Origin of the sequence: Lentzea pudingi (assembly GCF_014646255.1) — a bacterium.
GTDB classification, from domain to species: domain Bacteria; phylum Actinomycetota; class Actinomycetes; order Mycobacteriales; family Pseudonocardiaceae; genus Lentzea; species Lentzea pudingi.
Map to the genome: position 1 here is coordinate 1042813 of NZ_BMNC01000001.1, position 18887 is coordinate 1061699.

General features: G+C 71.5%; 18 protein-coding genes. 12 read left to right on the forward strand and 6 right to left on the reverse strand.

Features of this window, described 5'->3' with window-relative positions; translation table 11 throughout:
- Window positions 1-11: 11 nt before the first annotated feature.
- The 4 genes from IEY88_RS04745 (at window position 12) to IEY88_RS04760 (ending at window position 3892) form a co-directional block, all read left to right on the forward strand.
- Entirely contained in the window at window positions 12-1493 is a 1482-nt protein-coding gene (locus tag IEY88_RS04745; RefSeq protein ID WP_189153272.1) for a sensor histidine kinase, read from the forward strand.
- Window positions 1490-2542, forward strand: coding sequence for a hypothetical protein (locus IEY88_RS04750; protein WP_189153273.1), 1053 nt, complete (start codon window positions 1490-1492; stop codon window positions 2540-2542). The genes IEY88_RS04745 and IEY88_RS04750 overlap by 4 nt, the downstream gene beginning before the upstream one ends.
- On the forward strand, window positions 2527-3171 hold the full coding sequence (locus IEY88_RS04755; RefSeq protein WP_189153274.1) for a response regulator transcription factor: 645 nt from the start codon (window positions 2527-2529) through the stop codon (window positions 3169-3171). Before IEY88_RS04750 ends, IEY88_RS04755 begins: the two co-directional genes overlap by 16 nt.
- 94 nt (window positions 3172-3265) lie before the next feature.
- Window positions 3266-3892 (forward strand): hypothetical protein, encoded by a 627-nt coding sequence (locus tag IEY88_RS04760; protein WP_189153275.1) that lies wholly within the window; start codon window positions 3266-3268, stop codon window positions 3890-3892.
- 29 nt (window positions 3893-3921) lie between these two features.
- Here the strand turns inward: IEY88_RS04760 and IEY88_RS04765 are convergent, their stop codons facing one another.
- Together IEY88_RS04765 and IEY88_RS04770 are read right to left on the reverse strand one after the other, a co-directional pair.
- On the reverse strand, window positions 3922-4581 hold the full coding sequence (locus tag IEY88_RS04765; RefSeq protein ID WP_189153276.1) for a response regulator: 660 nt from the start codon (window positions 4579-4581) through the stop codon (window positions 3922-3924).
- A complete protein-coding gene (locus tag IEY88_RS04770; protein WP_189153277.1) occupies window positions 4578-5711 on the reverse strand; it encodes a sensor histidine kinase in 1134 nt (377 codons plus the stop codon). Before IEY88_RS04770 ends, IEY88_RS04765 begins: the two co-directional genes overlap by 4 nt.
- A 135-nt stretch (window positions 5712-5846) precedes the next feature.
- Here IEY88_RS04770 and IEY88_RS04775 point away from each other — a divergent pair, with 135 nt between their 5' ends.
- The 6 genes from IEY88_RS04775 (at window position 5847) to IEY88_RS04800 (ending at window position 10793) form a co-directional block, all read left to right on the forward strand.
- A complete protein-coding gene (locus IEY88_RS04775) occupies window positions 5847-7181 on the forward strand; it encodes a DUF8832 domain-containing protein (protein ID WP_189153278.1) in 1335 nt (444 codons plus the stop codon).
- Window positions 7178-7564 (forward strand): FixH family protein, encoded by a 387-nt coding sequence (locus IEY88_RS04780; RefSeq protein ID WP_189153279.1) that lies wholly within the window; start codon window positions 7178-7180, stop codon window positions 7562-7564. The genes IEY88_RS04775 and IEY88_RS04780 overlap by 4 nt, the downstream gene beginning before the upstream one ends.
- A 173-nt stretch (window positions 7565-7737) precedes the next feature.
- Window positions 7738-8844 (forward strand): hypothetical protein, encoded by a 1107-nt coding sequence (locus IEY88_RS04785; protein ID WP_189153280.1) that lies wholly within the window; start codon window positions 7738-7740, stop codon window positions 8842-8844.
- Window positions 8837-9355: a hypothetical protein gene (locus IEY88_RS04790; RefSeq protein ID WP_189153281.1), complete on the forward strand. Its 519-nt coding sequence runs from the start codon at window positions 8837-8839 to the stop codon at window positions 9353-9355. Before IEY88_RS04785 ends, IEY88_RS04790 begins: the two co-directional genes overlap by 8 nt.
- Window positions 9356-9458: 103 nt before the next feature.
- Entirely contained in the window at window positions 9459-10424 is a 966-nt protein-coding gene (locus tag IEY88_RS04795; RefSeq protein WP_189153282.1) for a hypothetical protein, read from the forward strand.
- 9 nt (window positions 10425-10433) lie between these two features.
- Window positions 10434-10793: a sunset domain-containing protein gene (locus IEY88_RS04800; protein ID WP_189153283.1), complete on the forward strand. Its 360-nt coding sequence runs from the start codon at window positions 10434-10436 to the stop codon at window positions 10791-10793.
- A gap of 220 nt (window positions 10794-11013) precedes the next feature.
- Here the strand turns inward: IEY88_RS04800 and IEY88_RS04805 are convergent, their stop codons facing one another.
- Window positions 11014-11868 (reverse strand): alpha/beta fold hydrolase, encoded by an 855-nt coding sequence (locus IEY88_RS04805; protein WP_189153284.1) that lies wholly within the window; start codon window positions 11866-11868, stop codon window positions 11014-11016.
- Window positions 11869-11921: 53 nt separating this feature from the next.
- Between IEY88_RS04805 and IEY88_RS04810 the strand changes: the two genes are divergently transcribed.
- Entirely contained in the window at window positions 11922-14735 is a 2814-nt protein-coding gene (locus IEY88_RS04810) for an ATP-binding protein (RefSeq protein ID WP_189153285.1), read from the forward strand.
- Here the strand turns inward: IEY88_RS04810 and IEY88_RS04815 are convergent.
- Window positions 14724-15494 carry an SDR family NAD(P)-dependent oxidoreductase gene (locus tag IEY88_RS04815; RefSeq protein ID WP_189153286.1) on the reverse strand — a complete coding sequence of 257 codons (771 nt, stop codon included), beginning with the start codon at window positions 15492-15494 and terminating at the stop codon, window positions 14724-14726. The genes IEY88_RS04810 and IEY88_RS04815 overlap by 12 nt on opposite strands.
- A gap of 96 nt (window positions 15495-15590) precedes the next feature.
- Between IEY88_RS04815 and IEY88_RS04820 the strand changes: the two genes are divergently transcribed.
- A complete protein-coding gene (locus tag IEY88_RS04820) occupies window positions 15591-16223 on the forward strand; it encodes a TetR/AcrR family transcriptional regulator (protein ID WP_229693080.1) in 633 nt (210 codons plus the stop codon).
- Here IEY88_RS04820 and IEY88_RS04825 read toward each other — a convergent pair.
- Together IEY88_RS04825 and IEY88_RS04830 are read right to left on the reverse strand one after the other, a co-directional pair.
- Complete coding sequence (locus IEY88_RS04825) at window positions 16192-17628, reverse strand: acyl-CoA synthetase (RefSeq protein WP_189153287.1); 1437 nt, start codon at window positions 17626-17628, stop codon at window positions 16192-16194. The genes IEY88_RS04820 and IEY88_RS04825 overlap by 32 nt on opposite strands.
- Window positions 17567-18883 carry an MFS transporter gene (locus IEY88_RS04830; protein ID WP_189153288.1) on the reverse strand — a complete coding sequence of 439 codons (1317 nt, stop codon included), beginning with the start codon at window positions 18881-18883 and terminating at the stop codon, window positions 17567-17569. Before IEY88_RS04830 ends, IEY88_RS04825 begins: the two co-directional genes overlap by 62 nt.
- Window positions 18884-18887 lie beyond the last annotated feature (4 nt).

Genomic DNA, 18887 nt, shown 5'->3' on the forward strand with positions numbered 1-18887 from the left:
GAATGCCTGACGTGCTGGAGGCGAGGCTGCTTGCGACGGTGTCCCGTCTCGCGGGTCCCGTCCGCGGCGCCGGCGTCGTCCTGATCAGCCTCTTCGGCGCCTTCTCGCTGAACTCGCCGCTGGGCTGGTCGCTGTTCGCGGCGGTCGCGGTGAGCACGGTCGCCGACTTCCGGTTCCCCCGCGCGGCGCTGCCGGTGGCGTTCCTCCGGGTCGTGCTGCTGTCGGTGCTGCTGGGCGCGGACGCCGACCAGTGGGTGCTCACGGTGCTCACGACAACCCTGATCACCTGGCAGTGGCAGTGGCCGCTGAAGGTCAGCGTCCCGGCGACGGCCGCGCTGCTCGCCGTCCAGGTGGTGACGACCGGCCCTGACGTGCTGGTGCGGGCGGTGCTGGAGTCGGTGCTGGCGCGGCTGGCGTACGAGCTGCTGCGCAGGTCCAGCCGCCGGGTCGACCTGCTCAGGGAACGCGCCGCCTCGCAGAGCCGTGCCGCGGCCATCGCCCTCGACCAGGTCAGACGGGAGCGTGACTACCTCGCGCTGCTGCACGACACGGCGGCATCGACGTTCCTGATGGCCGCGCACGGCGGTGACCCGGCGGAGGTGGCCGCGCAGGCGCGCCGGGACCTGGTCGTGCTGGCCGAACACGGCAACGCGCAGGGGACCGTCGACCTCGGGGCCGCACTCGCGGCGGTGGCGCGGGACAGCGCACTGGACGTGCGGGTGGAGGCCGAGGTCGTGCCGGTGCCGGCCGGGGTGGCGCTGCAGTTCGTGCGGGCCGTGCGGGAGTTGCTGACGAACGTCGAGCGTCATGCGGGCACGGGTGCGGCCGCGCTTGGGGTGAGACGGGGGCGGGGGGCGGTGGTCGTGGTCGAGGACCGCGGCAGGGGGTTCGTGGTTGGTGAGGTGCCTTCGCATCGGCGTGGGCTGCGGGGATCGGTGGTGGAGCGGCTCGAGGCGGTCGGGGGTGTCGCGGTGATCGAGTCTGGGGTGGGTGGGACTTCCGTGTGGTTGGAGTGGGTGGCGGGTGATCGGGTGGCGGCTGACGGGGCCGTGGTGGGGGGAACGGCGGGTGGGGCCGCGACGGCGGGTGGGTCTGCCACGGCTGGTGAGCGCATCACGGCGGGTGGGTCTGCTACGGCTGGTGGGCGCATCACGGCGGGTGGGTCTGCTACGGCTGGTGGGCGCATCACGGCGGGTGGGTCTGCTACGGCTGGTGGGCGCATCACGACGGGTGGCGCCGCTACGGCGGGTGAGTCCACCACGGCCGGTGGGCGCACCACGACGGGCGCCACCGCCGCCGCCACCGCCACCGCCACCGCCACCGCCAACGCCGCCGCCACCGCCGCCAACGCCACCGCCACCGCCGCCACCGACGCCGCCACCGCCACCACCACCGCCACCGACGCCGCCACCGCCGCCGCCACCGCCGCCGCCACCGCCGCCGCCGCCGCCACCGACGCCGCCGCCGACGACGCGGAGGCGGACCGCCCATGACCGACCACGCCGTCTCCGCCATCACCCGGCAGGTCCTGCTGGTCGTGGTAGTCGCCGTCCAACTCGTCCTCCCGCTGCCCACCCTCGTCAGCCACCCGCACGCCCCCACGGCGTGGCTCGCGTACGGGCTGCTCACGGCTGTGCTCGCGGTCGTCGCCGGACACGTCGCCGCCGCGACGCCTACGCCCGCCTACCTTGCCGTCGTACCCCTCGCGGCGTCGGTGCTGGCGACCACCGCGCTGCCCGCCGGGGCGTCGTTCGGGGCGGCGGACTGGGCGTTCGGGTTGGTCGGCTGGTACCTGCTGCTGGTGTTGGTCGAACGGCCGGCAGCGCTGGTGGCGGCGCTCAGCGCGCACATCTGCTTCAGCATCGCGTGGTTCGCGCACGACGGGAGTGGTGACGTCGGGACGGCTGGGGTCGTGGTCCTCAGCGGTACCAGTTTTCAGCTCGGCGTCCTGGTGATCACGCGTGTCCTGCACCGCGACGCGCGCCTTGCCGCCGAGGCCGCGGTTGAGCACGACGCCGCGCGCACCAAAGAAGAGTTGGCTCGCCAGCGGGAACAGGACCTGCGCGCCGGGTTCGAGGGGCAGCTCGGTGCGCTGCTGCCGTTGCTCGCGGACCTGGCCGACGAACGCGCCAGCGTGGCCGACCAGACGACCAGGTTGCGGTGTTCCGTGGCGGCCGTGCAGTTGCGGAGGTTGTTCGCGGAGAACGACGACGTGCCTGACCCGTTGCTGCACGAGCTGACCGCGTGTGTGGACGTTGCCGAACGGCGCGGTGTCGTCGTCTCGCTCGCTGTTAGCGGTACGGCCACGCCGGTTCCGACGGAGGTGCGGCGTGAACTGGTGGCGCCGATGGCCCAGGCGCTCGCCGTCGCGAACGGGCGTGCGAAGGTGAGTCTGTTGCGCACGGCCACCGAGGTGCGCGTGGCGGTGGTGGCGGACGCGGCGGAGACGGTTCCGGCGACGAGCGGACCGGAGACGGTCACGGTCGAGACGAGTGTCCACAGCGGACTGGTCAGGAGTGAGGCGAGATGGCGGACGACGTGACGGCGGTCGTGGTGGACGACCATCCCGTCGTGCGCGCGGGGGTCGCGCACTGGCTGTCCACCGCGGGCGTCGAGCTCGTGGCGAGCGGTGAGGACCCCGGGGTCGCGTGGACCGGACCCGGTGCGGAGGCGCAGGTCGTGGTGCTCGACCTGCACCTCGGCGGTGTCGCGCCCGCCACGGCCGAGCTGCGCAAGCTCGTCGAGGACGGGCGCAAGGTGGTCGTCTACTCGATGCGCGCGGACGACGAGATCGTGCTGCAGTGCCTGGAGATCGGCGCGCTCAGCTACCTCACCAAGGCCGAGGGTGCCGACCACCTCGTGCAGGCGGTCAAGGCGGCGGCCGAGGGCCAGTCGTACACGCCGCCGGCGCTCGCGGGCGCGCTGGCGGGCGACAGATCGGAGACGAGGCCCGCGCTGTCCCCGCGCGAGACCGAGGTCCTGGTCGAGTGGTTCCAGTCCGAGTCGAAGGAGTTCGTGGCGCAACGTCTGAACATCACGCTCAGCACGGTGAACTCCCACCTGGAGCGGATCAGGGTCAAGTACGCGGCGATCGGGCGGCAGGCACCGACGAAGGCGGCGCTCGTCGCGCGGGCGATCCAGGACGGGCTGATCGGCCTCGACGACCTCTGACGGCCCGCGTGTGGTGTGAACGACCGATACCACCGCTCCGGCATCCGGCCTAACGTCCTGGGCAACCAGGTTCCGCAGTCCGAGGAGTCCCGCAGTGACGCACGCCCGTGGCCCCCTGTTCATCGCCTCCGTCGCGGCGGCGGGCCTGCTCCTGTCGGCCTGCGGCTCCGAGACCACCGGCACGGCGACCCCCGCCACCGACACGACGACCACCGCCACGAGCACGGAGAAGACCAGCGCGTCCAAGGAGAAGCCGGCCGTCCCCGCCGGTGGGGACGTCACCGCTCCCGGCACGAAGCTCAAGGTCGGCACCCGCGCGGTCATCCCCGTCGTCACCGGTGACAAGACCGGCACCATCGCGATCACCGTCACGGCCATCGAGGCGGGCGCGAAGGAGGACCTGGCGAAGTTCGGCGACAAGGCCAAGAACATCACGCCGTTCTACCTGCGGGCCAAGGTCGAGAACCTCAGTGGTACCGACCTGAGCTTCACGTCGATCGGCCTGCGCGGCCTCGGCGAGGACGGCAAGGGCACCGGCGTGATCATCAGCGGTGACACCCCGAAGTGCGACTCCACCAGCGCGCCCAAGACGTTCAAGGCGTCCGGCGAGACCTACGAGACGTGCGTGCTGAGCGCGGCCCAGGACGGCTTGAAGGTCGCGGCGGCCGAGTACAACCGCGGCGACGACTACGTGAAGTCGCCGGTCGTCTGGCAGAGCTGACCCGCGGGGTCACGAGGGGTCTCCGCGGATCAGCGCCGGGTCTGCACCAGCCCGTTGACGTGCGCGTACGCCACGGCGTGCACCCGGTCCCGCAGCCCCAGCTTGGACAGCACGCGCGAGACGTGCGTCTTCACCGTCTCGTCCCCGACGTGCAGCCGCGCGGCGATCTCGGCGTTGCTGTACGCCGCCGCCACGAGCTGCAGCACCTCGCGTTCGCGCGCGGTCAGCAGCTCTAGCTCCGGCGGCGTCGGAGGAGGCGCGAGACTGACGGCGAACCGCGCGATCAGCCGCTGCGTGACGGACGGGTCGATCAACGCGTCCCCGCGCGCCGCCACCCGGACCGCGGAGATCAGCTCCTCGGGCGGTAGCGACTTCAGCAGGAACCCGCTGGCCCCGGCCTTCAACGCGCGGTAGACGTACTCGTCGGTGTCGTAGGTCGTGAGCAGCAGGACCTTCGTGCGGTTCGCGGGGTCGGCCAGGATCATCTCCGTCGCGCCGAGCCCGTCCAGCTTCGGCATGCGGATGTCGAGCACCGCCACGTCCGGCCGCAGCCGCGCGACCTCGGCCACCGCGGCCCTGCCGTCCGCGACCTCCGCGACGCAGGTCAGGTCCTCCTGCGTGTCGAAGATCGCGCGCATGCCGGAGCGCAGCATCGCGTGGTCGTCGGCCAGCAGCACCGTCAACGTCATGACGCCTCCAGGGGGAACGTGACGACGGTGCGCCAGGTCCGGCCGTCCGGTTCGAGCCCGGACCGGGTGGTGCCCGCGAACATGGCCGCGCGGTTGCGGATGCCGACGAGACCCCGCCGGACCGAGCCGGAGTCGTCGCCGGGACCCGTGACGTTGCACGCGGAGACGGTCAGCGAGTCCGGCGCGTACGCCAGGGTCACCGTCACACCGGACGCGTCACCGTGCCGCAGGGCGTTGGTCAGCATCTCCTGGATGATCCGGTAGACCGTGATGTCCAACGACTCCGGCACGTCCCGCCGCTGCCCGCACACCTCCAGGCGGGCCGGTCTGCCCGCCGCGCGCACGCCGTCGAGCAGTTCGTCGAGGTTGTCGAGCCCCGGTTGCCGCGCGCCCTCGGAGTTGTCGCCGTGCAACAGGTCCAGCAGGTGCCGCAGGTCGACCATGGCCGCGCGGCTGGACGTCTCGACCGCGCGCAACGACTTCGTGAGCTTCGGGTTGCCGTCCGGCAGGCCGAGCCGCGCGGCGCCGGCGTGCAGGTTGATCGCGCTGACGTGGTGGATGATCACGTCGTGCAGGTCGCGGGCTATCGCGCCGCGTTCCTCGGTGACGGCCTTGGTTACGGCCGCTTTGGCGTCCTTCTCCGCCATCGCCGACTGCTTCTCCAGTTCGGCCAGGTAGGCACGCCGAGCCGTCGTGTAGCGGCCGACGAGCCACGGCAGCAGCGCGCCCTTGCCCGCCACCAGCACCGCGGTCAGGACCGTGTAGCCGTTGAGGAACATGCACGCCATCAGGCTGAGCGAGAGCATCCCGAGCGACGTGTACGCGGGCCCGCCGCGCAGCCACGCTCCCGCGCGGTAACCCGCGATCAGCAGGCCGGCGTCGTTGGCGTCCGCCCCGTTGCGCATCGAGATCAGGATGATCACCGGGACGGCCGCCTGCGCCGCCGCGACCCACAGGGACAACCGGGCGGGGCCCGCGAGCATCGCGTCCACGGCCAGCGTCAGGACGAGCACGATCACGGTCTGCGCCAACGGTTCGCGGTCGAGCAGCACGAAACCGCCGTCCACGACCATGCACACGGCCGCGACCAGCCACGACTGGTGCTTGAGGGGGAGCTTGATCAGATCCATCGGACGCAATCCTGCCCCATGGCGTCCCTGAGGTCCTCCCGCCGCACAGGGGTCGGAGATCCCCCGCGCGGGGGATCCGGTTTCCGTCTCGGCAGTGACGCGGCGGGCCCGCCATGATCGCTACGTTCGGTCGCGATGAAACGACGTGTTGCGACCTTGCTGCTCGTGCTGGGGGCGATCCTGGGGATCGCGACCCCCGCACTGGCCGACGGTGCCCAGTCCGGCGCCGACATCCACGTCGCGCAGAGCCTCGGCGGCCGCGACCTCACGGTGATCATCCGGCGGGTCGCGGAAGTGCCCGGTCCGGTGCACGTCGACGTGGTGACGCACGCCGGGACACCGGCCGGTGAGCTCACGCTGACCCTGCGCGCGGCGGGTGCGGCGAGCAGCACGACCAAGGTGGTTCTCGGTGCCACGCCGGGGTTCCATCCCGGGCAGCTGCACGTGGACCGGCCCGGGCCGTGGGAGCTCGCGGTCGACGAGGCGACCATCCCGTTCGTCGTGCCCGCGCTCGTGCCGTCGCCGTGGGAGAACGCGACCTACGGCGGGTTCATCGCGGCCGGGGTGCTGTTGCTGGCAGCGCTGCTGTTCGCGGTGTTCGGCAAGGTCGGGCTCGCGTTGGTGCCCACGGCGGGCATGGTCACGGCGATCGCGGTCGGGGTGACGGCGGCGTTGCTCTCGCCGAGCATTCCGCCTGTCGCGGCACCGGGCACGGAGCTGGATCCCACGTACGACAACGTGATGAACCCGTACGAGCGAACGTCCATCATGGACTTCTCACGCCCGCCGGTGAACCTGGTGCCCCGCATGGAGGACAGGGACCTCGTGCTCAGCCTCACCGACGGCTCGTCGGGACGGCCGGTGGACGACCTGCTGGTGCACGACAACGCGTTCGTCCACCTGGTCGTGGTGTCGCCGTCCGGGCACCTGCGCCACCTGCACCCGGTCCGCACGGCACCCGGCGAGTTCCGCGCCCGGCTGACCGATCCCGAACAGGGCACGCACGCGGTCGCCGCCGAGATCGCCCGCAGGGGCGGGGGAGTGCAACTGCTGCGGTCGAGCGTCGAGGTCTCCGGTGCGGCACAGGCGGTCCAGCACGACGGGAAGGCCGAGACGGTGCTGGAGATCCGCGAGGCGGGCAGGCCGAGCACGATCACCGCGAAGTTCGGCGAGCGCGACCTGCAGCCGTGGCTCGGGATGCTCGGGCACATGATCGTCGTCGGCCCGGTCACCGGCACCGCGGTGAACGCGCCGATCTGGGCCCACGTGCACTCGATGATCCCGCCGGTACCGGGCATGCCCGACAAGCCCGACGAGAGCGTCGCCGCGTACGGGCCGGACGTGCCGTTCACCTACTCGTTCCCGCTGCCGGGCAGGTACCTCGTGTGGATCCAGGTCGAACGCGACTACTCGGTCGTCACCGTGCCGAAGATCGTCGACGTCCCGGCCGGGCAGGTGGTCTCGAAGTGAGGCGTTCGTCGATCGCCGTCGCAGGCGGGGTGATCGCGCTCGTCGCGGCGCTCGTGGTGCTGTGGCCGCGGGGCGTCGAGGCCCAGCCGCACCTCGCGGAGAGCGCACGACTCCGGTTCGAGCTCACGCCCACCAGCACGAAGACCGGCAGCAACTCGTTCGACCTGCGGATCACCGACCGCTCCGGCAACGCCGCCGACGGCGACGTGACGGTCGAACCGGCGATGCCGCAGATGGGTCACGCGCTCGCCCCGATCACGGCGGCACCGCAGGCCCCCGGTCGGTACCGGGTCGCGGGCGTCGACCTGTTCATGGCCGGCCAATGGGAAATCACCGTGTCACTGCGCAGCGAGCGGGTCGTCATCCCGCTGCTGCTCACCTAGTGGCGTGGCACAGCACGTTGGCGGCGTATCCGCGCCCAGCAGGGTCCGTCGCGGCACCTCCCCCACGCCCCCGTACAACCAGTACGAGGGCGTGGAGGAGGCACCACGACACACCCGTCTGACCACGAATTCACCGGCAACGTTCTGAACCACACCACCAGAAGGGGGAGGAAATGACCGCACACATCACGGCGACGGCGGCGTCGTCGCCGGTGACGAGGACGGTCCCGAGGGGGTTGATCCCGGCGAGCGTCGTGCTCGGCGGCACCCTGATCTCGCTGATCGGCCTGACCTGGGACATCCAGTGGCACTCCGACGTCGGCCCGGACACGTTCTTCACGCTGCCGCACCTGTTCCTGTACGCGGGCAGCGCGATCTCGGGTCTCGCGAGCCTCGCCGTCGTGCTGCTGACGACGGCGAACTCCAAGCGCGACAAGGAGGTCGACCCGGTGGTCGGCGGCCGCGCGGTCGGCGTCTTCGGCCGCACGTTCGCCGCACCAGTCGGGTACCTCGTCTCCGGCATCGGCGCGGCGCTGTTCCTGGTCTACGGGCTGTGGGACCAGTGGTGGCACGGTCTGTACGGCTTCGACGCCGTGATCGACTCGCCGCCGCACATCGGGCTGCTGCTGTCGATCTCGATCACGATGGTCGGCGCCGTCATGATCTTCGCGGTCGCGCGGGACCAGAACTGGGGGACCTACGGCGTCGCCGGGGCCGCGGCCACGTTGCTCGCGTTCAGCATGGTGACCGTGCTCGGCCTGCGCGCGTTGCCCGGCGGGCTCGTCAACACGGTCAACGCCGGCAGCGCGTTCTTCTCGGTGATGATCCTGTTCATGGGCGCGTACGTGCTGAAGCGGCGCGGCGGTGCGTTGGCCGTCGGTGTCGTCGTCGCGGCACTGCAGGCCCTGTTCTGGTGGTTCTCGCCGTGGGCCACCGAGGTCTACGCGGACGCCACCGGGCTGCCGTTGCGCGACTACGCCGACGGCATCCCCGGCCTGCCCAACATGATCCCGATGAGCCTGATCCTCGTCGCGGTCGCCGTCGAGCTGCTGCACAAGCTGCCCGCGTGGCTGGTCGGCGCGGTCGGCGGCGTGATCATCACGGCGTGCGCGCCGCTGCAACGGATGTTCGTGTACGGCAGCAACTTCCCCGCTATCGACCGGTTCCTGGCGACCGTCGTGGCGGGTGCTGTGCTCGGCGCCCTCGCCGGGATGCTCGGCCGGCGGTTCGGCCACATGCTCCGCCACCTCGCACCAGCAAAGGACAACAGCCATGCGTAGGACGTTGCTGGGACTCGCGGGGACCGTGGCGCTGCTGCTCGGCCTGACCGCTCCGGCTCTCGCCTTCGAGCCGGTGAACGTCGTGCACACCGAGAAGGTGCAGGCCGGGCCGTACGACCTGACCATCGGCTTCAGCACGTGGCCGGTGAAGGCCATGCAGTCGCTGGACTTCACCTTCGCGCCCGAGGACGGCATCACGGGCAAGACGGGCACGCTGACGATGTTCTACAACGGCGCGGAGGACGACGACGGCCCGCTCGCCCGCCACCCCCGCAAGCGGGAGGTCTGGGGCCTCGACATCCACGCAATGCCCGCGCCCGGCACGTGGACCATGCGGTTCGACATCAACGGACCGGCGGGCGCGGGGACCGGGGAGCTGAAAAATCTCCAGGTGATGGAGCAGCCGGGGCCGCCGATGGGGTTGTCCTGGGCGATCAGCACGATCCCGCTGTTCGGCCTGATCGCGTTGATCGTGATCGCCTGGCGGCGGACGCGCGCCACGGTCGACTAGCAGACCGGATCTGGGCTTCACCCGGCCACCTGACCGGGTGAAGTTCGGTCCGAAAGGCTGGACGAGCTGGATTTTCGGTCGCGAGGTCCGATAACCCTGCGCCGTGCGTTTGCCTCACGCGGTTTGGATCGGCGGGCTCTTGGTGCCCGCGTTGCTCGCCGCCACCGGCGTGTTCGTCTACGGCGGTGGCATCGAACGGGCGTTGGACTCCGACGTCCGAACAGCGCTGGGCAAGGCCGGGTACCACGGTGTTGTCGCGGTGCAGGGCCGTTCGGTGGTGGTCAGCGAGGTCGCGCCGCGCTCGGTCGACGCGGTGCGCGCCGTGGTGTCCGACGTGTCCGGCGTCGGCAGCACCGATGTGCGCGCGGCCGAACCCGAGCAACTGCTCGTGGCGGTGCGCGGCGGTGAGATCCTGGTGTCCGGCGCGGTCGCCGACGACGCGGAACGCCGTGCGCTGCTCGAAGCCGTGCGGTCCGACGGCCACCGCGTCACGGCCGCGCTCCGGCTCGGCGGCCTGCTGCCGATCCCGCCGGTCGTGATCGGCCGCGTGCTCGACGCCGCGTTGTCCGCCAAGGTGTCCGACGTGACCACAACCGTCCACAACGGACAGGTCGTGGTCGCCGCCCGCGTGCCCGACGAAGCACGCGCGACCGCGGTCCGCGACGCCGTCAAGGAAGCGGCGAACGGCCTGCAGGTCACCGACCGCATCGAGATCGGCCCGTCCGCGGCGGTCGGCGACCTGAACGTCGAGGCGCTGCACGACTCGATCTCCCGCCTGGTCAACGGCAACGGCGCGATCCGGTTCGTGCAGGGCACCACGGCGTACGAAGGCCACGGCCCGGTGCTGATCCAGCGCGTCGGCCGCATGCTGCTCGTCGCACCGCGCGCCTCGATCACGCTGGTGGCGCACGGCACGGACCAGGCGATGGCGACGACGCGCGGTGAGATGGTCCGCGACGTCCTCGTCGGCCAGGGCGTGTCGCCCGCGTTGATCGCCATCGAGACCCGTCCCGCCCCCGGCGGCGAGTACGACCCGGCCACCCGCCAGGTCGACGTCGTCGTCCGTTAGGAGTCCGCTGTGCTCTGGTTGTTCTCGCAGATGTTCCTGCTGTGCCTGGTGTCCTTCGGCGTCGGCTCGCTCGTGACGTGGCTGTCGGTGCGGGGCCGCCTGCAGCCCGAGCGCCCGAAGACGCGCCTCGCCCTGCCCGCGCCCCGCCCGGCGGCGGAGCAGGTGGTGATCGCCGAGCAGCCGGTCGCGCCCGCCCCGAAGAAGCCGGAACCGTTGCCGGTCAAGGGGAACTCGAAGACGATGGTCTACCACACGCCCGATTCGCCGTACTACCGGCGGATGAAGGGCGACATGACGTTCCGTTCGGAGGCGGACGCGCTGTCGGCCGGGTACCGGATGTGGACGACCAAGGGCCGCGTCAAGGTCTAAAACCCTCGGGTCTACGCGGTCTACCGGGCCGGTGGTGCGGTGCGACCAAGCCGAGCATCGGCTCGTGCGCGGTGAGACGGCCCGGAAGTCCGTCCAGTCCCGTTCGGCGGCCACGCCGGCTCGGCCAGCGCGCTGCCCGGAGGACGCCAGGTGCTCGGCGTGCTCCGGGGTCTTCACGAACTCGGCACGCAGCTGGCCCAGCACCCGCGCGGCGCAGGAATCAGCGCTTCAGCAGGTCGCGGATCGCCGCCTCGACGACGTCCGGTGCCTCCTCCGCCATGAAGTGTCCACAGGAGACCGTCCGGTGGTCGAGGTCGGGAGCCCAGGCCTGCCACAACGCCCGGGCGTCGAACCCGAGCGCCGCGCCCCAGTCCTGCTGCAGCACGGTGACCGGCATCTTCAGCTGAGCGCCCGCCTGCTTGTCCGCGGTGTCGTGCTCGACGTCGATCGTGGCCGACGCGCGGTAGTCCGCGACGATCGACGTGACGGCCTCGCGGCTCGCCCGCAGGTACTCGGCCCGCACGTCCTCGGGGAACGGCGTTCGCGCCCAGATGTCGAGGAAGTGGCCGAAGAACGCGTCCGGGGTGGCGCTGATCATCTGCTCGGCGAGCCCCGGCGGCTGGGCCATCAGGAACAGGTGGAACCCGACGGCGGCGGACGTGCCGCGCATGACGTCCCACATGTCCAGGGTCGGCAGCACGTCGAGCGACGCGAGGTGCGTGACGTGCTCGGGGTGGTCGAGCCCGGTCCGGAACGCCACGAGCGCGCCCCGGTCGTGCCCGGCCAGGGCGAACGTGTCGTGCCCGAGTGCCCTGGCCACCTCCACGACGTCGGCGGCCATCGTGCGCTTGGCGTAGGTCGTCCCGGTGTCGGCGGGCTTGTCGCTGTCGCCGTAGCCGCGCAGGTCGGGCATGATCACGGTGTGGTCGGCGGCCAGGCCGGCGGCGACGTGCCGCCACATCAGGTGGGTCTGCGGGAAGCCGTGCAGCAACACGACCGGGCTGCCGCTGCCCGTGATCGCGACGTTCAGTTCGACGCCGGGGGAGACCTGGACTCGCTGGTGTTCGAAGTTCATGCCGTCACTGTGCCGAGGGCCGATCAGCAACGAATCAGCGTTAGGGTCAGCGGGTGGTGACGTTCGGGGTGCTGGGCCCGCTGACCGCGGGATCCGCCCGCCTCGGCGGCCCGAAGCAACGCGCCGTGCTGGCCCGCCTGCTGGTCGCCCGCCGCCGGATCGTCCCGGTCCGCACGCTCGTCGACGACCTGTGGGAAGACCCGCCGGACGGCGCCGTCGGCACGGTGCAGACGTTCGTCGGCGCCCTGCGCAAGGCCCTCGAGCCCGGCCGTCCACCCCGGACCCCCTCGTCGCTGCTCGTCACCGAGGGCACCGGTTACGCGCTGCTGGCCGACGACGTGGACGCGTGGCGGTTCGAGGACATGCTCGGCGGCGACCTGTCCGTGCTGGACAGTGCGCTCGCCCTGTGGCGAGGTCCCGCCTACGTCGAGTTCGCCGACTTCCCCTGGGCCAGGGCCGAGATCGACCGGCTGGAGGAACTGCGACTGGTGGCCGTCGAGCGCCGAGCCGAGGCCGCACTCGCCCTCGGCCGAGCTGCGGGCGTCGCGGCCGACCTGCGGGCTCACCTCGCCGACCACCCGTGGCGTGAGAAGGCCTGGAGCCTGCTCGCGCTGGCGCTGTACCGCGAGGGACGCCAGGCCGACGCACTGCGGGCCGTCCGAGATGCCCGGCACGCCCTCGTGTCGAACCTCGGCGTCGATCCCGGCGATGAACTCCGCACGCTGGAGTCGGACATCCTGACCCAGTCACCACGCCTGCGACCCCCACCCGAGTCGTCACTGGTCGGCCGAGACCTGGAACTGGCGGCGCTGAACGCCGCCGTCCCGGTCGCCGGCCTCGGCCTCGCGCTGGTGACGGGCGAGGCGGGGGCGGGCAAGACCGCGCTGGCCACGGCGTTCTCCGAGGTGCTGGCGAGCCGCGGCTGGCGGACGGTCTGGGCACGCTGCCAGGAGGACGCCCCGGTGGCGTGGCCGTGGCAGCAGGTCGTGGAGGCACTGGGATCGGAGCTCACCGCGCCCGGCCGGTTCGAGCTCCGCCTGTCGATCGTGTCCACTGTGGAGTCGGCCGCGCCGGTGCTGGTGGTGCTGGACGACCTGCACCAGGCCGACGAAGAGACGCTGGCGGTGCTGACGGCGTTCACCGCCCGGCCGTTGTCGGGCCGCGCGCTGATCGTCGCGACCTCACGCTCCGCCGTGCCGTCGGAGGCCTTGGCGCGCGCCGAACCGGCCCGCGTCGAGCTGGGCGGCCTGGACGAGCAGGCGGTCGCCGCGCTCGTCGGACCGCGCGATGCGCACGCGATCCACGAACGCAGCGGAGGCAACCCGTTCTACGTCAAGGAACTGGGTCGGCTGGTCGCGTCCGGCGGCGATCTCGGCTCGGTGCCGGCGGGTGTGCGCGACGTGATCCGGCACCGCCTGGCAGGGCTCCCGGCCGAGGCGCGGACCGTGCTGCACCAGGCCTCCGTGCTGGGCAGGGACGTCGAGGTGGACCTGCTCGCCGCACTGGCCGGTCACGACGTGCTGGACGCCCTGGACCTGGCGCTGGAGGCAGGTTTCGTCGCAGAGGTGGCGCCGGGGCACGCACGGTTCACGCACGCGCTGGTCCGCGACACCCTGTACGAGGACGTGTCGCTGACCAGACGCGCTCGCTGGCACGCCGCCGTGGCGGAGGCGCTACCCCGCGACGACGTTCGAACGCTCGCGCACCACTACGCCCTGGCGGGCACGAGGAGCGAGGCGGCGGTGAGCGCGCTGGCCGAAGCAGCGAACCGGACGCGTTCCCCGCGCGAGGCGGTGCGCCTGTGGAAGGCGGCGATCGCGGCGGGCTCCGAACGGCTGGACCTGCTGACGGGCCTCGCGAGGGCGCTGGCGGTGAGCGGAGACCTGGAGGCGGCGCGGGAGCGCGGTTCGGCGGCGGTGAAGCTGGCCCGCGGGCCGCAGGAGACGGCGAAGGCGATCGGATCGTTCGACGTCCCCGGCATCTGGACCACCAACGACGACCCGGCCCACTCCGCCGAACTGGTCGCCGCCGCCGAACGCACCCTGCCCGCCTTCCCCGGCCCCACCGCGACCAGAGCCCGCCTGCTGGCCACCATCGCGATGGAGGACCGGGGCACCGGCACCCGCCTGCCGGAAGCAGAGGAAGCCGAGGCCATCGCGATCGGCCTGCACGATCCCGCACTCCAGGCGTTCGCCCTGAACGCCCGCTTCATGCACACCTTCCACCGCACCGGCCTGGCCCCCGAACGCGCCGCGATCGGCCGCGAACTCCTGAAGGTCACCACCGACGTCACCTACGAGGTGCTGGGCCACCTGATCCTGGTGCAGGCCAACTCCGCACTGGCCGAGTTCGGCACGGCCGACGAGCACGCGGCCGCCGCCGACGACCTGGCCAGGCAGCACGACCTGCCGCTGGTCGCCGTCTTCACGGACTGGTACGCGGCGTTGAAACTCGCGGCCGCCAACAAGAAGACCGAGGCCGACCGCGCGTACCGGGCCGCGGCGGAACGCGTCAAGGGCACCGGCATGTGGGGCATGGAACGCGGACTCCTGCCCCTGGCCCTGCTGAGCCTGCACGGACCGTCCACAGTGGACCTGACCGACGACTGGGGCCCGCACCTGGACTGGGTCCGTCCCCTGGCGCTACCGCACGACGAGGCCCTGAAGGCCGCGCGCGCACTCCCGGACGGCCCGGCGGACCTGCTCACCGAGGTCCGCGCGTGCCTGCTGTCGATGGCCGCCACCAGACTGCGGGACGACGAACTCGGGCAGCGGGCGCACGAGTTGTTGTTGCCCGCCAAGGCCGAACTGGTGGCGGGCACCGGGCTGTTCACGTTCGGCCCGGTGGCGGACTTCCTAGGCCGCTAGCGCCGGGCCGAGCAGCAGGCCGCCGTCCAGCACGAACTCGGCGCCGGTCGCGAACGCGCCGTCCTCCGAGGCCAGGTGCAGGACGAGCGCGGTGACCTCCTCGGGCGTGCCGAGGCGGGGCACGGCGAACGGGGCGGGGGAGTAGAGGTCGCCGATGGCGGGCTGTCCGGCGGCCACCGGTTCGGTGATCAGCGGCGTCGACACCACGCCGGGGTGGATCGAGTTCACGCGGATGCCGTCACGCCCGAGTTCCAGTGCCGCCGTGCGCGTGAGGCCCCGTAGCGCCCACTTGCTGGCGACGTAGGGCGCGTAGTACGCCTGACCCACGTTGCCCATGGTCGAGGCGATGTTCACGATGGCCCCGCCGCCGGCCTTCCGCAGCGACGGCGCGGTGTGCTTGATGCCGAGGAACTGCCCGGTCAGGTTCACCGCCAGCGTCCGCTCCCACACGTCCAGCGCCGTGTCCTCGACCAACGCCGCCGGGTGCTGGGCGCCCGCGTTGTTGACCAGCACCGACAGCGGCCCGAACCGCTCGGCAGCCGCAGCCACCGCCGCGATCCAGTCGTCCTCCGACGTCACGTCGAGCCGCACGGCGAACGCCCGCGATCCCAGTTCCTCGGCGAACGCGCCACCCGCGTCGAAGTTCCGTGCCGCGATCACGACCTGCGCGCCCTCGGCGTGGAAACCCCGCACGTGGCTCGCGCCCATCCCGCTCGTCGCCCCGGTGACGAGCACCGTGCGGCCGTCGAAGCGTCCCATGACTTCCTCCAGTGGTGAGTTGAGTGACTCACCTCGGAACGTACTCACAGCGGCGATGGTGAGTCAAGTGACTCACCTCATGGCATACTGGGCAGCGTGCCGACCTACCACGAGCGCATGGCGGAGCAGAAGCGAGCGGCGATCGTCGACGCCGCGACCGGGCTGTTCCTCGAGTCCGGCTACGACAAGACCTCACTGGCGCGCATCGCCGACGCGGCCGGGGTGTCGAAGGCGACGCTGTTCAAGCAGTTCCCGACGAAGGCCGAGCTGTTCGACGCGATCGTCACGGACTACTGGCGCACGGACGAGGGCGCGCTCACCCCGAAGCCGGGCGATCCGCGCAAGGGCCTGACCGCGCTCGGCAACCGGTACGTGGCGCTGCTGACGCGGCCGGGCATGGTCGCGTTGTTCCGCATCGTGATCGCGGAGGCGCCGCGCTTCCCCGAACTCGGGCAGACGCAGTTCAAGCTGGGCAAGCAGCCGTTCTTCGACGCGGTGCGCGACTACCTCGCGGCCGAGCACGACGTGGGCACGCTGCGGGTCGAGGACCCGGTCCTGACGGCCACGCAGTTCCTGGGCATGATCTCGAACTTCGCGTTCTGGCCCAGGATGCTGCTGGTGAACTGGGCGCCCACCGAGAAGGCCATGGCCCACTCGGTGGACGAGGCGGTCCAGACGGTGCTGGCCCGCCACGACGTCACAACGGCAACCGCCGCAGCGCGGGCTTGAGCACCTTCCCGGACCCGGTGCGAGGCAGCTCGTCGACCACCTCGACGTGCACCGGGATCTTGTACTTGGCCAGCCGGGAGCCCAGGAACTCCCGCAACGCGGCGGCATCCACCACGGCTCCGTCCCGAGCCCGCACGAACGCCCGCCCGACCTCCCCCCACCGCGCGTCCGGCACCCCGACCACAGCGACCTCGACCACGTCCGGATGTGACGTGATCGCGTTCTCGACCTCGGCGGGATAGACGTTCTCCCCACCGGAGATGTACATGTCCTTCAACCGGTCGAGCACGTACAGGTGACCGGAGTCGATCCGCCCGACATCCCCGGTCCGGAACCACCCGTCCTCGGTGAACGCCGCCGCGGACGCGACCGGGTCGTTCCAGTACCCCGGCGTGACGTTGGGCCCCTGCACCTCGATCTCACCGCCGTCCCCGAGCCGCAGGTCCCCGAAGAACACGCAGGTGCCGGCCGAGCCGGCCCGGTCTACGCTGTCGGCGGCCTCCAGGAACGTGGCACCGGGCGCGGTCTCGGTGAGCCCGTAGCCCTGGCAGAACACGAGCCCCCGGTCCTGATAGGTGTGGATCACCGAGTCCGGCACCGCCGCCCCGCCGCACAGCAACACCCGCAACGAGGACAGGTCCGCCCCGCTCCACAGCGAGGAAGCGGCCAGGTCGGCGAACATCGTGGACACCCCGAACATCCACGTCACCCGGTGCTTCTCGATCAACGACACGCACTCGGCGACGTCCCAGCCCGAGGTGATGACGCTGTGCCCGCCCTTGATGAAGGTGGGCAGCAACGTCTGGGAGAGCGCGGCGACGTGGAACAACGGCGCCGTGACCAGCGCGACGTCGTCCGAGGCGACGTCGACCCCGATCATCAGGTTGAAGGTGTTCCACAGCAGGTTGGCGTGACTGAGCGTCGCGCCCTTGGGCCTGCCGGTCGTGCCGGACGTGTAGAGGATCAGGGCGATGTCGTCGACACCGACCGGTTCGTCCAGGACTTCGGACGAACCGCCGAGAAGCCAGTCCTCGTACACGTCCAGAGATACGGCGCGCGGATGCTCCACGACGTGCGAAGCCGCGTGTACCAGCACGTGCGCCCCGCAGTCCGCGAGCTGGTAGTTGATCTCCGCCGGGGTGAGGCGGAAGTTCAACGGCACGAAGATCGCACCCAGCTGGTGCGCGGCGAACATGGTCTCGGCGAACGAGGGGTGGTTCGGGCCGAGGTACGCGACCCGGTCCCCGTGCCGCACGCCGAGCTCTCGCAACTGCCACGCGAGCCGGGTCGTGCGGAGCGCCACCTCCGCGTACGAGGTGGCGACCCCGTTGTAGGTGAACGCTTCACGCGTCGGCGCCATGCGTGCTCGGCGGTGCGGCCAGCTGCCCAGTCCCGCGTTCCGCATTCCTGTCTCCTGTCAGGCTGGTCCTGCTGGTCTCGTGCAACGTCACCGTGCAGACGACGGTGAGCAGGCAGAACGCCGCGAGGATGAACGGGATCGCGCCCGTGCCGGACGACTTCTGCACCTGCGCGAAGAGCAACGGCGCGAGCCCGGCACCCAGACCCGCCATCTGGTAGCCGAGCGAGGCGCCGGTGTAGCGGCTGCCGGTGTTGAACAGCTCGCTGTAGAGCGCGGCGAGCGGCCCGTACATCATCGGGTGGATCACGGCCTGGCCGAGCACCAGGGCGATCACCACGAAACCGTTGTCCACCAACGGGAACAGCACGAACCCGAACGCGGCCATGAGCACCGCGCCGACGAGCACGACGGGCCGGCGCCCGAACCTGTCGGACGTCGCCGACCAGCCGATGATGCCGATCACCGCCAGTGCGGAGGACAACGTCAGCGCGTTCAGGATCATCTGCCTGCTGTTGCCCGCCTGCACGCCGTACGCCAGCACGAACGTCGTCAGGGTCGACTGCGCGACGAACGCCGAGAGGCCGACGCCGATGCTGAGCAGCAACGTGCGCGGGTGGTTGCGCAGCACGTCCACCAGCGGCATGGAGCCCCGCTTCCGCTCGGCCTTGAAGACCGGCGTCTCCTCGACCTTCATCCGCACGAACAGCCCGATGCCCAGCAGCACCACGCTCAGCAGGAACGGTACGCGCCAGCCCCAGTCGAGGAACGCCTGCTCGCCGACCAGCGCGGCGGTGCCGGTGAGGGCGGCCGTTGACAGCACCATGCCGCACGGCGCGCCGGCGTTGGTGAAGCTCGCCCACAGCCCGCGCCGCGAGGTGGCGTGCTCGGCCGACATCAGCACCGCGCCGCCCCACTCGCCACCGACGGAGATGCCCTGCACGACCCGCAGCAGGACCAGTCCGGCCGGTGCGAGCCAGCCGACCTGCGCGTAGGTGGGCAGCAGGCCGATCAGGAAGCTCGCGACGCCCATCAGGCCCATGGTGAGCACGAGCATCTTCTTGCGCCCCAGCAGGTCGCCGAAGTGTCCGAAGAGGATTCCGCCGATCGGGCGGGCGAGGTAGCCGGTGGCGAACGTGCCGAAGCTCGCGATCGTGCCGACCAGCGGGTCGAGCGAGGAGAAGAAGACCTTGTTGAACACGACCGCGGAAGCGGTGGCGTAGAGCAGGAAGTCGTAGTACTCGATCACGCTGCCGAGGAAGCTCGACGCGACGGCACGGCGTAACTGCGTTGTTGGCGCCATGGCT